This is a genomic window from Xanthomonas sp. F14, from assembly GCF_014199865.1.
The window spans coordinates 541,053-555,010 of record NZ_JACHOM010000003.1; the positions used below are offsets into that span (position 1 = coordinate 541,053).

Below are 13,958 nucleotides of genomic sequence, written 5' to 3' on the forward strand. Positions count from 1 at the left end.
AGGGGTCAGGCCTGTGAGGCAATCTGCCGGGTGAAGGCGACATAGGCGTCCAGTCTTGCACGCGCCGAGCCATCGGCCAGGACCGCACGCGCACGCACGACGCCCTCGGCGATGCTGTCGGACACGCCTGCCACGTACAGCGCCGCACCGGCGTTGAGCGCGACGATGTCCAGCGCCGGGCCGGGCACATTGTCCAGCACCTGCAGCAGCATCGTGCGCGACTGCGCGGCATCGGCCACCTTGAGGTTGCGGCTGGCCGACATCGCAATGCCGAAATCCTCCGGATGCACTTCGTATTCGCGCACCTGGCCATCGCGCAGCTCGCCGACCAGGGTGCCGGCCCCCAGCGAAAGCTCGTCCATGCCATCGCGGCCCCACACCACCAGCGCACGCTCGGCACCGAGTTCCTGCAGCACGCGCGCCTGGATGCCGACCAGGTCCGGATGGAACACGCCCATCAGGATGTTCGGCGAGCCGGCCGGGTTGGTCAGCGGGCCGAGGATGTTGAAGATGGTGCGCACGCCCATTTCGCGGCGCACCGGCGCCACCACCTTCATGGCCGGATGATGCACCGGTGCATACATGAAGCCGATACCGGTCTGCGCCAGCGAGGCGGCGACCTGCTCGGGCTGCAGCTCGATCGCCGCGCCCAGCGCCTCCAGCGCGTCGGCACTGCCGGACTTGGACGAGACGCTGCGATTGCCGTGCTTGGCGACCTTGGCACCGCCGGCGGCGGCCACGAACATCGCGCAGGTGGAGATGTTGAAGGTATGCGAGCCATCGCCGCCGGTGCCGACGATGTCGACCATATGCCGGCGATCATCCACTTCCACGCGACGCGAGAACTCGCGCATCACCGTGGCTGCGCCGGCGATCTCGCCGATGGTTTCCTTCTTGACCCGCAACCCGGTGAGGATGGCCGCGACCATCATGTCCGAGACCTCGCCACGCATGATCTGGCGCATCAGCTCGACCATTTCGTCGTGGAAGATTTCGCGGTGTTCGATGGTGCGTTGCAGGGCTTCTTGCGGGGTGATGGGCATGGACGAGGACCGTGGCAAAACGTGGGAAAGATAGGCGGCAGCGAGCTTGGTCGATCAATGCTGGCGCTGCAGTCGCGCATGGCGGCAATGCCATGCAGCGACGCGGCGCGCAGCGCTCACTGGCCCGGGCGCCGCATGCGGAAGCGTGCCTGCGCCTGCACTTCGAAATAGTCGGCGGCGCCGCCGGCGCGCAGAATCGTCTGCACGGCTGCGGGATCGTAGATGCCGTCCTGCAACGCCGCGTGCGCCAGATGCACGCCGACCACTTCGCCCAGGACCAGCCAGGTTTCGATGGCCTGCCCGGCTGCGCTCTGCAGCGGCAATAGCTGGCTGAGCCGGCATTCGAAACTGACCGGACTGGCTGCCACGCGCGGGGCACCGATCAGCCGCGATGGCGCCATCTGCAACTCGGCCAGCACGAACTCGTCGACCTCCGCCGGCACCATCGCAGCACTGGCGTTCATTGCCTCGGCCAGTGGGCGCGTGGCCAGGTTCCAGCTGAACTCGCCGGTGGCTTCGATATTGCGCAGGCTGTCCTTGCGGCCGATGCTAGCGAAACCGACGATCGGCGGCACGTAGTTGAACGCATTGAAGAAGCTGTAAGGCGCCAGATTGGCGATGCCCTCGGCGCTGCGCGAGCCGATCCAGCCGATCGGCCGCGGACCGACGATGGCGTTGAACGGATCGTGCGGCAGCCCGTGGCCCTGGCCTGGTTCGTAGAAGTGGAAGCTGTCGCTGGCGGTGCTCATCGTGATCCGGATGCAGGTGTGAACGAAGCGAGGCGGGAAACCCGCCGCATGCTATCGCGTAGGTCATTGCAGGCATTGCGCGCATGGGTCGCTGGTGCATCGATGGCGCCGAAGACTGCATCGAGACTGACGAAGGTTACGGCGGCCCTTGCGACGTGCGCGCTGCGCATTTCGATCAACGCTGCAGGAAGTTTTTCAGCAAGGCCTGACCGTGCTGGGTCAGGATCGACTCGGGATGGAACTGCACGCCTTCGACCGGAAACTGGCGATGACGCAGGCCCATGATCTCTTCGATCGAGCCATCCGGATTCTCGGTCCAGGCGGTGACTTCCAGCGCGTCGGGCAAGGTGGTCTTGTCCACCACCAGCGAGTGGTAGCGGGTGGCTTCGTAGCTGTCCGGCAGGCCGGCGAACACGCCCTTGCCCTGGTGGCGGATCGGCGAGGTCTTGCCATGCATGATGTTGTCGGCGCGGATCACATCGCCGCCATAGACCTGCCCGATGCTTTGATGCCCCAGGCACACACCCAGGATCGGCGTGGTCTGGCCCAGCTGCTCGATCAGCTGCAGCGAGATACCGGCCTCGTTCGGGGTGCACGGGCCGGGCGAGATCACGATGCGCTCGGGCCTGAGCGCGGCGATCTGATCCACGCTCATCGCGTCGTTGCGCACCACCGTGACCTCGGCACCCAGCGCCTGCAGGTACTGCACGAGGTTGTAGGTAAAGCTGTCGTAGTTGTCGAGCATCAGTAACATTTCAGGCCTATCTCTTTGTTTTTAAAGGGCAACAGCCCGAAACAACCCGCCGATACCCGCCCTGATCCCTTTCAACCCGCCTGGATACCCAAGCGGCCGGGGAGCGAGCAACACCGAAGCATATCTTCGCACGGGCTCGCTCAGCGCTCCTGTGTGCGATCAACGCGATCAGCCATGCAGACGCGTCATCCACGCTGTCCCTCCCCGGACCACAGTGCTCCGACAGGTCCGGACCAGCTAGACAACTTGCACCTCACGCGCGGAACGCCGGCTGTCTCCAGCCTGGATCCAATGCTCGCCGCCATGCGTCCCTAACGATGCGTTCGGCGTGACGGCAGTTCGCATCCTCCGCTCCGGGCAAACTTGAAAGACGTGATGCTTCGAGAAATTGGCATGCGTGGAGGTGTTTCCAGACAACCGCGCTCAGCTGACCTCCATCACGCAAAGGCTTCCCATGGCTCTGTCGTTTCGTTCGCCGTCCCCCACGCTCATCGCTCTTTCCGCGTTGCTGGCAGCGCTGACGGCCTGCGACAGATCAACGCCGTCGGCGGTATCGGCGCCGCCCGCGGCAGCAACGCGGCCTGCAGCGGCGCCCGCGATAAACTGGCATGAGGGGAATGTAGAAAAAGCCCTGGAGGAGGCCAGGAACACCGGCAAACCACTCCTGTTGTACTGGGGCGCCATCTGGTGCCCACCGTGCAACCGGCTCAAGGCCACCACGTTCAAGGACCTGGGGTTCATCGCGCAGACGCGGCAATTCGTGGCAGTGCATCTGGACGCAGACCTGCAAGAAGCCCAGACCTGGGCCGAACGCTTCGGCGTCAGGGGGTATCCCACGGTCATCCTGCTACGCCCGGATCGCAGCGAAATCACCCGGCTGGTGGGCGACAGCAGTACCGCCCAGCTTGTCGATAGCCTGCGCGTTGCAGCTCAATCCACCGCGAGTACAAAGCAGATCCTGGAGCGGGCGCTCAACGCTCCACAAACGCTAAAGCCGGACGAGTGGACTCTTCTCGGCAATTACAGCTGGTTGCAGGACGACCAACTGGTCGATGCAAAGGCTGCGCCCGCCACCCTGGCTGCACTGGCGAAGGCGGCACCACAGCCGGCCTTGCAGCGTCGCTTCCAGCTGCTGGCAGTAGCTGTCACCAGGCAGAAGCCCGTCGTAAGCCCGGCGACGTACACGTTGCTGCAAACCGTGTTTTCCAACCCGTCAGAGGTGCGCAACAATCTTGATGTGCTGGTGCGTGGTGCTGCCACGCTGGTTGCTTCTGCGACCGACGATCCGGGCAAACGTGCCGCATTGTCCAGGGAGTTCAATCAGGCGTTGGCGCAGGCCTATGCCGATCCCACCTTGCCCATCGTTGATCGTTTGCGGACCGGGTATGCCGAGATCGACCTTGCTCGCCTGGCACAGGGACAGCCGACCAGAGCGGAAATGAATAAGCCGCAACCTCCGCTGCCTGCAGACGTGGTCAAGACCGTGCACCAGCGCGTGCAGTGGGCGGTGACGGAAGCCAAGACCGATGAAGAGCGTCAGTCCACGATTACAAGTGCTGCCGGCTTGTTGGCGCTGGTGGGCGATAACAAGGGATCTGCGCAATTGATGCAGGCCGAGTTGACGCGTAGCAAGACACCGTCCTACTACATGCCCTACCTGGGTATCCTGGCCGAACAGCGCGGTGACACCAAGGCTGCGCTGTCATGGTTCAAGCAGGCCTACGATTCGAATGGTAGCCAGGGGACCGTGGTTGAGCGGGGCATGACCTATCTGGATGCGCTGGTCCGGCTCAGCCCGGAGGACGGTACAGGTATCGAGACGCTTGCAAGCCGAGTGATCGGCGATCTGGCGCGGCAATCCGATGGCTATCTCAAAGACAATCGCCAGCACTTCGAGGAAGTCGGCGCATCACTGAAGACCTGGAGCAAGCAGAGCCCGACAGGCAGCGCAGTCCTGACCCGCCTGCGCCAGAAGGCGCAGACACGTTGCGCCGACGGGAACAAGCCAGCCGCCTGCGCCGACTGGCTGGGGTGAGGCGGGGCATAGTCCTGATGCGCCTGCGAAGGTCGGCACAGGCACGCCCCGCGCAGGTGGTTCGCCCATCAGAAACGCAGCCAATGCCATCCCGTCCTATTCGGCCAGCTCACGCATGACCTTGATCAGGTCGGACTTGCCCTCGAAGCCGATACCCGGCAATTCCGGCATCACGATGTGTCCATCCTGGACCTTGACGCCATCCGGAAACCCGCCATATGGCTGGAACAGGTCCGGGTAACTCTCATTGCCGCCCAGACCCAGGCCTGCGGCGATGTTGAGCGACATCTGATGACCACCGTGCGGGATGCAACGTGCGGGCGACCAGCCGAACTGCTCCAGCACCTCCAGCGTGCGCAGATACTCGACCAGGCCGTACGACAGCGCGCAATCGAACTGCAGGTAATCGCGGTCCGGGCGCATGCCGCCGTAGCGCAGCAGGTTGCGTGCATCCTGGTGCGAGAACAGGTTTTCGCCGGTTGCCATCGGCCCCGGATAGAATTCGCTCAGGGCGGCTTGCAGCGCGTAGTCGAGCGGATCACCGACTTCCTCGTACCAGAACAGCGGATAGTCGCGCAGCATCTTGGCGTAGGCGATGCCAGTCTCCAGGTCGAAGCGCCCATTTGCATCCACCGCCAAGCGGGCCTGGCTGCCGATTTCCTCAAGCACCGACTCGATCCGGCCGCGGTCTTCGTCAATGGACGCGCCACCGATCTTCATCTTGACCACGTTGTAACCACGGTCCAGATAGCCGCGCATCTCCTTGCGCAAGGCACTGTTGTCCTTGCCCGGGTAATAGTAGCCACCGGCTGCATAGACGAAGACGCGCGGATTGGCTTGCCGGCCTTTCATCTGCGCCAGATAGCGGAACAGCGGCATGCCGGCGATCTTGGCGGTCGCATCCCAGATCGCCATATCCAGCGTGCCCACTGCGACGGAGCGCTCGCCGTGACCACCCGGCTTTTCGTTGGACATCATCGCCTTCCAGATCCTGGACGGATCCAGATTGTCGCCGGCGTCGTTGCACAGCGATGCACTGTCTGCCTCCAGGATGCGATCGCGAAAGCGCTCGCGTATCAGCCCGCCCTGTCCATAGCGCCCATTGGAGTTGAATCCGTAGCCGACGACCCGACGGCCGTCGCGCATCTGATCGGTGACCACCGCCACCAGACTGGCGGTCATCTTCGAAAAATCGATGTAGGCGTTACGGATCGGCGAGGAGATCGGCTTGGTGATTTCAACGACATCGATGATACGCATTGGGTGGTCTCCCGCAGGTTGGTGTGAGTTATGGATCGGTTGGAGAGGCTGCGACAGGCATGGGCTCGCCCGCTTGTTGACGACGCATGATTTCCCGGGTCTTGGACAGATCCAGCGCGCCATCCCACTTGGCAATGGCGAGCGTGGCGACACTGTTGCCGATCAGGTTGACCACCGCCCTGGCCTCGTTCATGAAGCGATCGACGCCCAGCAGAAGCACCAGCCCCGCAACAGGCACCGTGTCGATGGTGGAAAGCGTGGCGGCCAACGCAACGAAACCCGCGCCAGCGACACCGGCCGATCCTTTCGAGGTCAGCAACAACACCCCAAGCAAGGCAATCTGTTGGTAGACCGGCAGCGGCGTATTGGTCGCTTGCGCTACAAAGATGGCTGCCATGGTCAGGTAGATACAGGTGCCGTCCGCATTGAAGGTGTATCCGGTGGGCAGAACCAGGCCAACCGTCGATTTGCGCACGCCGGCCAGTTCGAGCTTCATCATCATGCGCGGCAGCACGGCTTCGGTGGAACAGGTTCCGAACGTGACAAGTATTTCGTCCTTGATGAACCGGAGAAGGTGCAAAAGTGGAAAGCCCGTCCACCGTGCGATCGCTCCCAGCACCACAAACACGAACAGTGCCGACGTCACGTAGACGGCCAGCATCAAATGCCCCAGCGACCACAGGGTGGCGAGGCCATACTTGCCGATCGTGAAAGCGATGCCCGCACCGGCGCCCAGTGGCGCGAGTCGCATCACCATGTTGATCATCTTGAACAGTGCCTGCAGCCCGTTATCGATGAGATCGACCAGGGGCTTTCCACGCTCGCCCAGCTGCAATAGCCCCACTGCAAACAACACCGATACCAGGATGACTTGCAGCATGCTGCCTTTGGCGAAGGCGTCCACCAGCGTGGTGGGAATGATGTTCAGCACAAAATCGATCATGCCAGCATCGTCTTTTGCGCGATCGACATACTGTCCGATCGCACTACTGTCGATCGAACCGGCATCGATGTTCATGCCCTCGCCGGGGCGGATGATGTTCACCACGACAAGACCAATCGCCAGCGCGAGTGTCGACACGACCTCGAAATAAATCAGCGCCTTGATGCCGGTTTTTCCGACCTCTCTGACGCTTCCCATCTTGGCGATCCCGACCACGACCGTTCCAAAGATGATCGGTGCCAGAAGCATCTTGATGAGCTTGATGAAACCCTCCGCAACAGGCTGCAAGACCACACCCAGATGCGGCCACACGTAGCCCACCAGACCGCCAATGACGATGGCGATCAGGACCTGCACGTAGAGTTGGCCAAGCACCTGTCTTATGCCACTTTGTTTCTGCATGATCGCCCGCTCCCGTCGACATGCGAACCCACCGGAATTGCCGCTTGCTGGACAACCTGCCTGTGGAGGCGTTGCAAGCTCGAGTCGGAGCGTAAGTGCCAGCGCCCAAACGCTGCCAATGCCTTTTTTATGCGCTTGATGCACAATCGGCATCATGGAACTGACATGGCTCGAAGACTGCTTGGCGTTGGCTGAGACCCTGAATTTCTCGCGCGCCGCACAACGTCGCTTTGTCACCCAGCCGGCCTTCAGTCGGCGCATTCATGCCCTCGAAGAATGGTTGGGCACGCCGCTGTTCACGCGCTCGCGCAAGGAAGTGCTGATGACGCCGGCCGGCGAAGCGTTCGTTCGCAAAGCATCCGGGTTGGTCTCGGGTATTTACGCTGCGCGGCAGGAAACACTGGAAGTGGCCGGGCGACACCGGCCTGCGTTAGCGTTCCTCGCCACCCATGTTCTTTCTTTCACGTTCTTTCCGGCATTTGTCAGGCGCATCGAATCAAACACCGGTATCGGTGCGTTTCAGCTGGTCTCCGACACGCTCAGGGCGTGCGAAAAATTGATGCTGCAAGGGGCAGCGCAATTCCTGCTCTGCCACCATCATCCGCGGATGCGTCTTGGGCTGGACACGGAACAGTTCGAGCGGGTTGTGGTCGGCAACGATGTGCTCCAGCCCTTCAGTGCAGCGAAGGAAAACGGCGACGGCAGTCCGCGTTGGTCGCTTGCCTCAACCGATGCAATGCCCTTGCTGTCCTACAGTGCAGATTCCGGCCTGGGCCGCATCATCGCCGGGCATCCAGCGTTCAAGGATGTGGAGCCGCGCCTGACACCTGCGCTCACTTCCGATCTTGCAGCGACCTTGCTGGCCATGTGCCGCTCTGGTGCCGGGATCGCGTGGCTGCCGCGCACACTGGTGGAAGAGGACCTCGCCAAAGGGCTGCTGGTCCATGCAGCGCCCGGCGACACGCACTGGGATATCGGCATGGAGATCTGCCTGATACGTCACACCGGCGGCTTACCCCGGCAAGCCGAAGACATGTGGGAAAAGCTCAAGCAAGGCAAGCTGGAGACCTAGCGGGTGCGGCATGCGCGCTGCTGCGCGCTTCGAATCCAGCGCTTGCCGCCACTATCCGCCTGCGGGCCGTCCTGGCGCTCCCGCGCACAATCCTTCCATCACCGTCTCCATGAGCCAGGCCAGGCGTGGCTGCCAGTTCTCGGTGGCGTCGATCTGCCAGATCCCTGCGATCGCCAGGAAAAACTTGTCCGTGGTGATCCCTGGACGAATCGTTCCGGCCTTCTCGTTGGCATCCAGCAGCAATTGGGCGGCAGCGATCACGGGGGCATAGCCTGCGTTGCCTGCGCACTCCTTCGCGTTGGCGACAACCCGAAGCGCATCCGCCAGGCCCGCCTTGGTAATGGCGTATTCGGCCAGACGGTTCATCCACTCGCGTAGCGCCTGCTCCGGCGGACGCGTCTTCAGCAACTGCTCGGCGAACCCGGTGACCTGCAGCATTTCATGGCGATAGACCTCTACCACCAAGGCCTCCCGCGTCGGGAAGTGGCGGTAGAAGGTCCCTTGCCCGACGCCCGCCTTCTTGGCGATTGCGCTCAGTGGCACATCGGCCGAGCGCACCAGCTCCGCAAGCGCCACGGACAGGATGCGCTCGCGGTTTTGCAGTGCATCGGACCGCGTTGGCTTTTCCACACCCTGCTCCTCACTGAAATTATTGACAAACGGACAGTTGTCCGCCAACGTTTCAGGGCAAGCGGACTGTTGTCCGTTTGGATTCTACCCCTTCCGTACCCAGGAAACATCCATGAAGAACAGCGGCAACACCATCCTCATTACCGGCTCGACCTCTGGCATCGGCCTCGGACTGGCGCTGCGGCTCCAGCAGGCTGGCAACATGGTCATCGTGTCAGGGCGAAAGAAAGCGCTGCTGGATCAGATCACTGCCGAGCATCCAGGCATCGAGGCAATCGAAATCGACGTTGCGGACGCGGACTCCATCGTCCAGGCCAGCCGCGTGGCGGCCGAGCGCTACCCCGCCTTGAATGTGGTGATCAACAATGCCGGCATCATGCCGAGCGAGAACGTCTTCAAGCCAGAGTCCTTGCAGGCTGCCGAAGAGGCGATTGCCATCAACCTGCTCGGCACCATCCGCATGACCTATGCATTCTTGCCGCAACTTGCCGGCAACAACGACAGCGTCATCATCAACGTCAGTTCCGCGCTGGGCTTTGTGCCGTTCCCGGCTGCAATGACCTACAGCGCCAGCAAGGCCGCGGTGCACTCGTTCACCGAAGCCTTGCGTGTGCAGCTGGCCGACAGCACCGTGCAAGTCGTGGAGCTGGTGCCTCCGGGCGTTCGCACCAAACTGTACGGCCAGGGCAACGACGAACATGCCATGCCCCTGGACGAATTCCTCGACGAAGCACTGGCGCTGCTGCATGCAGAAAACACGCCAAAGGAGATTGTCGTGGAACGCGCCAGGTTTCTTCGCGATGCGGCGGCCAATGGCAGCTACGACGAGATGCTGGGAATGCTTTCTACCGTCAAGTTCTAGGGCTGGCGCAGAACATCCAACTCGTCAGCACGGCGCCACCGCCGTGCTGACGCCGGTCATTCACCCGTGGCGCATGAATGGCTGCAAGGCTGCTACCGCGAGATGCGCAGGCATGTTCGCCGCGCGCATCCAGTGCTTCCAGGTGAGCGCCTTTGAGACCTTTGCAGCGCGCGGACCATACCGGTGCGATGTGCAACCGGCTGGATCCATTCGGGTTGGCACCCGCTCCTCGCGAGGGTTCTTCCGATCCCCTGGAAACGGATCTCAGCGCGGCGCGGTCACTGCCCGATTGCGCGCAACGATCGTCTCGTGACTTGGCGGTGCGTCGGCGCCAAAGAACTCGGCCATCAGTGCATCGCGATGACCCGGTGCATCACCCTTCACTGCGGCCTTGAGCGCTGACGCCAGCTCAGCGGTCGGAAGCTCGGTGCAATACGCAGGCGTGCCTGGCTGCTGCCGCCATGAATCTGCAAGATTTCCCGCGTCGACCGAGTCGAACCCGGCAGCGTCGAGCAGTTGCTGCGCGATCGCCTTGCCGGCCGGACTGTCGCCTGCCACCGGGATGGCGATCCGGTTCTGCGTGCTTGCGGGCTTGCCGCGCTCAGCCAGTGTCCTGGCGAGCACGGCGTTGAATGCCTTGATGATGGGCCGACCAAGCTGCTCGCTGGACCAGACACTTTCCAGCTTGCCGCCGTCGACTTCCGGGATACTGGTGCCGAGCTGCGGGTAGTAGTTCGAGGTATCGATCACCACCACCTCTGCGGGTACCGTGGAGAACAGGCCGGCAACCTCGGGGATCCGGGCGAACGGGATGGACAGCACGATCACCTCGACGTCCTTGACCGCCTCTTCAGCGGCGACAGGCTCGGCGCCGATCGTTTCTGCCAATTCGCGAATGCTGTCGGGGCCTTTTGAACCAGCCAGTTTGACGACATGCCCGGCCGCGACGAATTTGCGTGCCAGGGTGCCACCGATATTGCCTGCGCCAATGATGCCGATGTTCATGTGTGCTCCTTCCGATGTGTGTGACGTGCTGCGGCTCACGCAGTGATGCGTGGATCGCGCCCGTATTGGGCAGGTGCGCCCAGGTGGTCGCGCAGCGTGGTGCCCCGGTAATCGCGATGGAACAGACCGCGTTGCTGCAGGATCGGCACGACTCCATCGACAAAGGCATCGATGCCGTCGTCATTGATATCCGGTGAGATCCAGAAACCATCGGCCGCACCTGCCTCGAACCAGGCCTGCATGTGGTCGGCCGCCTCGACCGCCGGGCCCACAATCACCGGGTGATAGTCGATGACGCCATGGGCCAGGATGTCGCGCAGGCTCCAGCCCTCCCGCGCGATCTGCAGCGCCTTTGTCGAGCGAGGATCATGCGGCGACGGGCGTGCCGCAGCCAGTTGCGCGGGTGACAGAGGCCGCTCGAGTGCAGCAGGATCCAGACGTAGCCCGAGCATCTGTTGCAGGTAACCCAGCCGCTGAGGAAACGTCTGCGCGGTCAGTGCAATCCGGCGATCCAGTGCCGCACGGCGATCCTGCGCGATTGTCGTCATCAGCCCTGGAATGAACTTGATCTCGTTCGGGTCGCGGCCGGCCTGCTTGGCGGCGTTGCGGAAGGCGGTGCGTTGCGCGCGGGCATCTTCAATGCTGAAACACGCACCGATCACAGCACTGGCATAACGTCCGGCCAGCTCCAACGCATTGGGACTGCCGCCGGCATGGAAGATCACCGGCTGGCCCTGCTCGGAGGGTGGTATGTACAGCGGTCCGCGGGAGCCGACGAACTTGCCTTGCAGGTTGATCGGCGCAATTTGCCTGGCGTCGGCAAACCGGCCAGAGGCCTGGTCGTGCAGCCAGGCATCCTTCCCCCAACTGCCCCACAACGCCTGCACCAGTTGCACGAACTCGTGCGCACGTGCGTAACGATCCGCGCTGGGCGGAATTTTTCGCCCGTAGTTCGCGGCGACATCCTCGCCACTGGAGGTCACCGCATTCCAGCCGGCACGCCCGTGGCTCATGATGTCCAGCGCCTTGAATTGCCGCGCAAGATTGAACGGCTCGTTGAACGTCGTGGAGCCGGTGGCCACCAGACCGATACGCTCGGTGCCGCGCGCAACGGCAGCCAGGGTCATCATCACGTCCAGGTTGAAGTGAGGCGCTTCGTTGTCGATATCGGCCACCGCGCTCGGACCGTCAGGCAGGAAGATGAACTGGAATTTCCCACGCTCGGCGGCCTGCGCCTGACGCACGCGGGCATCGAAGCTGGTGTAGTTGGTCGGATCCACCCACGGCATGCGCCAGGCTCCCGGCTGAGACCCGTAGCCATTGCCCAGGTGCAGGCCAATGATCATCGTCTTGGAGTGGCTCATGCGTTCCTCGATCTGCAGTGGTGGTGCGTGCGTCCGGCGGTGGCAACCGGCGGAGACGGCGACGGCCGATCGCCGCCCGCAGTCTCGAAACCTCCCGGTTCAGAGTGCCCAGCAAAAAGGAGACACGCTCCGTTTGTGTCGGGAAATATATGGAGATACACTCCGGATATCAAGAGCCAGACTAACCGACCCATGTCCTCCGACGTTCAGCCACGCCCTCCCCGCGCCGATGCCCAACGCAACAGGACCCATATTCTCGAGGTCGCCGGCAACGCCTTTGCCGAGGAAGGCATCGACGTGTCGATGGACAGCATTGCCAAGCGCGCAGGCGTTGGCCCGGGGACCTTGTACCGGCACTTCCCCAGCCGCGACGCCCTGCTGGCAGCGCTACTGGAAACGCATTACGCCAACCTCGAGCAAGCACGCATGGCCATCAGGGCAGAAGAGCACGACCCGGGGCGTGCGCTGCAACGATGGATCGAGGCGTTGGGAAACTGGATGAATGCCTACGAAGGTCTTCCGGAGCCGCTACGGGCCGCATGGTCCCAGCCAAGTTCGGTGTTGATGCCGACCTGCCAATCCGTGGTCGAGGCCTCAGGCGTGTTTCTGCAGGCTGCACAACGCTCTGGTCAGGCGAGGGCATCGTTGACTGGCCGCGACATCTTTCTTGCCGCGCTTGCGATCGCCTGGGCAGGAGCTGCCAGCGGTGACGCGGACAGCGACGCGCGGCAGGCGCTGCAGGACGTGCTGCGCTCGGGCTGGGCGCTTCCTGCGTGAAAGGCACTTCCCTCGCCCCGCAAACCATCCCGCTCTCTACACAGAAGAACGCATCATGAAGCTAGGCATTATCGGCACCGGCCATATCGGCAAGACGTTGGTGAAAAAGTTGAGTTCGCTCGGCCATGAGGTCAAGGTTGCCAACTCGCGTGGGCCAGAGACGATTGACCTGCAACTGCTGTCCTCGGGCGCTCGCGCGGTGACTGCGCAAGAGTGTGTGGTCGATGTCGATGCCATCATCCTTTCGATCCCGTTGAACAGGATTCCGGAGTTCAAGCCGCTGCTGGCGCAGGTTTCAAGTGATGTCGTACTGATCGATACGTCCAACTACTACCCCGCGCGTGATAGCAAGATTGACGCGATTGAAGCGGGCCAGGTCGAGAGCCTGTGGGTGGCTGAGCAATTGGGTCGCCCGATCGCCAAGGCATGGAATGCGATCGGGTCTGGTTCGCTTGCCGAGAAAGGCCAGCCGGCCACTGCGCCCGGCCGTATCGCCATCCCCGTGGCGGCTGATCGCGACAACGATCGCGAGGTCGCGATGGCATTGGTGAATGACACCGGCTTCGACGCGTTTTATTCGGGCCAGCTGGCTGATTCCTGGCGCCAGCAGCCAGGAGCGCCTGCGTATTGCACCGATCTGACCAGGAGCGAGATGGGCGATGCACTTGCCAGCGCCGACCGCAGCCGACTGGCGAAACGTCGCGACCTTGCCGTGGCGGTCATGCAGGAAAGGCTGGGCGACTCCGCAACCAATCCCGATGCAGGCTTCGGCGCCCGGATCAGTAGAGCCATCTACATGTAGCCAGGCAGGTCGGCAACATCGCCATGTAGTCAGCGCGTTTTAAAACGCAGGCAGGTGTTGCCGAGCCTGAGGATGGCAAGACGGCGGCACGGCGAACAGCGGTTTGTGCCAGGCGTGCAGCCGCCCGTCCTGACTTGCGTCAGGAGCACCCCGACAGCTCGGGCGTTTTCTGAAGGGTGCGATGATAATTTAGTGACAGACATTCCAGTTTTGGACAAGGACGCCGTTATTGGGGAACCGGTGCCAGGCTCGCTAACAGC

At 62.8% G+C, this 13,958-nt stretch carries 13 protein-coding genes; 5 read left to right on the plus strand and 8 right to left on the minus strand.

Features of this window, described 5'->3' with window-relative positions; genetic code table 11:
* Positions 1 to 5 precede the first annotated feature (5 nt).
* The 3 genes from trpD to GGR73_RS13710 all read right to left on the minus strand — a co-directional run bounded on the left by trpD (position 6) and on the right by GGR73_RS13710 (position 2,546).
* Positions 6 to 1,043 (minus strand): anthranilate phosphoribosyltransferase, encoded by a 1,038-nt coding sequence (trpD, locus tag GGR73_RS13700; protein ID WP_102255540.1) that lies wholly within the window; start codon positions 1,041 to 1,043, stop codon positions 6 to 8.
* A gap of 116 nt (positions 1,044 to 1,159) precedes the next feature.
* Positions 1,160 to 1,792: a flavin reductase family protein gene (locus GGR73_RS13705; RefSeq protein WP_016902430.1), complete on the minus strand. Its 633-nt coding sequence runs from the start codon at positions 1,790 to 1,792 to the stop codon at positions 1,160 to 1,162.
* Between the two features lie 175 nt (positions 1,793 to 1,967).
* A complete protein-coding gene (locus GGR73_RS13710) occupies positions 1,968 to 2,546 on the minus strand; it encodes an anthranilate synthase component II (RefSeq protein ID WP_016902431.1) in 579 nt (192 codons plus the stop codon).
* A 454-nt stretch (positions 2,547 to 3,000) separates the two neighbouring features.
* On the opposite strand from GGR73_RS13710, the gene GGR73_RS13715 reads away from it, so the two are divergent.
* Positions 3,001 to 4,581 carry a thioredoxin family protein gene (locus tag GGR73_RS13715; protein ID WP_184457378.1) on the plus strand — a complete coding sequence of 527 codons (1,581 nt, stop codon included), beginning with the start codon at positions 3,001 to 3,003 and terminating at the stop codon, positions 4,579 to 4,581.
* A gap of 96 nt (positions 4,582 to 4,677) precedes the next feature.
* Here GGR73_RS13715 and GGR73_RS13720 read toward each other — a convergent pair whose 3' ends face one another.
* Positions 4,678 to 5,841: a mandelate racemase/muconate lactonizing enzyme family protein gene (locus GGR73_RS13720; protein ID WP_184457380.1), complete on the minus strand. Its 1,164-nt coding sequence runs from the start codon at positions 5,839 to 5,841 to the stop codon at positions 4,678 to 4,680.
* Positions 5,842 to 5,869: 28 nt separating this feature from the next.
* The gene (dctA, locus tag GGR73_RS13725; RefSeq protein WP_184457382.1) at positions 5,870 to 7,186 is read right to left on the minus strand and encodes a C4-dicarboxylate transporter DctA; all 1,317 of its coding nucleotides are present in this window, start codon (positions 7,184 to 7,186) and stop codon (positions 5,870 to 5,872) included.
* A gap of 154 nt (positions 7,187 to 7,340) precedes the next feature.
* Here dctA and GGR73_RS13730 point away from each other — a divergent pair, with 154 nt between their 5' ends.
* A complete protein-coding gene (locus GGR73_RS13730) occupies positions 7,341 to 8,258 on the plus strand; it encodes a LysR family transcriptional regulator (RefSeq protein ID WP_051750189.1) in 918 nt (305 codons plus the stop codon).
* Positions 8,259 to 8,309: 51 nt separating this feature from the next.
* Here the strand turns inward: GGR73_RS13730 and GGR73_RS13735 are convergent, their stop codons facing one another.
* Positions 8,310 to 8,888 (minus strand): TetR/AcrR family transcriptional regulator, encoded by a 579-nt coding sequence (locus GGR73_RS13735; protein WP_039522468.1) that lies wholly within the window; start codon positions 8,886 to 8,888, stop codon positions 8,310 to 8,312.
* A gap of 112 nt (positions 8,889 to 9,000) precedes the next feature.
* Between GGR73_RS13735 and GGR73_RS13740 the strand changes: the two genes are divergently transcribed.
* Positions 9,001 to 9,750, plus strand: a complete 750-nt coding sequence (locus tag GGR73_RS13740) for an SDR family oxidoreductase (protein WP_184457386.1) — start codon at positions 9,001 to 9,003, stop codon at positions 9,748 to 9,750.
* Positions 9,751 to 10,014: 264 nt separating this feature from the next.
* Here the strand turns inward: GGR73_RS13740 and GGR73_RS13745 are convergent, their stop codons facing one another.
* Both GGR73_RS13745 and GGR73_RS13750 read right to left on the minus strand, forming a co-directional pair.
* Positions 10,015 to 10,755 carry an NADPH-dependent F420 reductase gene (locus tag GGR73_RS13745; protein ID WP_184457388.1) on the minus strand — a complete coding sequence of 247 codons (741 nt, stop codon included), beginning with the start codon at positions 10,753 to 10,755 and terminating at the stop codon, positions 10,015 to 10,017.
* 35 nt (positions 10,756 to 10,790) lie between these two features.
* Positions 10,791 to 12,119: an NtaA/DmoA family FMN-dependent monooxygenase gene (locus tag GGR73_RS13750; RefSeq protein ID WP_184457391.1), complete on the minus strand. Its 1,329-nt coding sequence runs from the start codon at positions 12,117 to 12,119 to the stop codon at positions 10,791 to 10,793.
* Positions 12,120 to 12,311: 192 nt separating this feature from the next.
* Between GGR73_RS13750 and GGR73_RS13755 the strand changes: the two genes are divergently transcribed.
* On the plus strand, positions 12,312 to 12,896 hold the full coding sequence (locus tag GGR73_RS13755; protein WP_065050354.1) for a TetR/AcrR family transcriptional regulator: 585 nt from the start codon (positions 12,312 to 12,314) through the stop codon (positions 12,894 to 12,896).
* On the plus strand, positions 12,826 to 13,698 hold the full coding sequence (locus GGR73_RS13760) for an NADPH-dependent F420 reductase (protein WP_226426938.1): 873 nt from the start codon (positions 12,826 to 12,828) through the stop codon (positions 13,696 to 13,698). The genes GGR73_RS13755 and GGR73_RS13760 overlap by 71 nt, the downstream gene beginning before the upstream one ends.
* Positions 13,699 to 13,958: the final 260 nt, after the last annotated feature.

Bases quoted from the DNA above. Each gene is read 5' to 3' on its own strand.
- trpD (WP_102255540.1), bottom strand. From the start codon at position 1,043: ATGCCCATCACCCCGCAAGAAGCCCTGCAACGCACCATCGAACACCGC.
- GGR73_RS13705 (WP_016902430.1), bottom strand. From the start codon at position 1,792: ATGAGCACCGCCAGCGACAGCTTCCACTTCTACGAACCAGGCCAGGGC.
- GGR73_RS13710 (WP_016902431.1), bottom strand. From the start codon at position 2,546: ATGTTACTGATGCTCGACAACTACGACAGCTTTACCTACAACCTCGTG.
- GGR73_RS13715 (WP_184457378.1), top strand. From the start codon at position 3,001: ATGGCTCTGTCGTTTCGTTCGCCGTCCCCCACGCTCATCGCTCTTTCC.
- GGR73_RS13720 (WP_184457380.1), bottom strand. From the start codon at position 5,841: ATGCGTATCATCGATGTCGTTGAAATCACCAAGCCGATCTCCTCGCCG.
- dctA (WP_184457382.1), bottom strand. From the start codon at position 7,186: ATGCAGAAACAAAGTGGCATAAGACAGGTGCTTGGCCAACTCTACGTG.
- GGR73_RS13730 (WP_051750189.1), top strand. From the start codon at position 7,341: ATGGAACTGACATGGCTCGAAGACTGCTTGGCGTTGGCTGAGACCCTG.
- GGR73_RS13740 (WP_184457386.1), top strand. From the start codon at position 9,001: ATGAAGAACAGCGGCAACACCATCCTCATTACCGGCTCGACCTCTGGC.
- GGR73_RS13745 (WP_184457388.1), bottom strand. From the start codon at position 10,755: ATGAACATCGGCATCATTGGCGCAGGCAATATCGGTGGCACCCTGGCA.
- GGR73_RS13750 (WP_184457391.1), bottom strand. From the start codon at position 12,119: ATGAGCCACTCCAAGACGATGATCATTGGCCTGCACCTGGGCAATGGC.
- GGR73_RS13755 (WP_065050354.1), top strand. From the start codon at position 12,312: ATGTCCTCCGACGTTCAGCCACGCCCTCCCCGCGCCGATGCCCAACGC.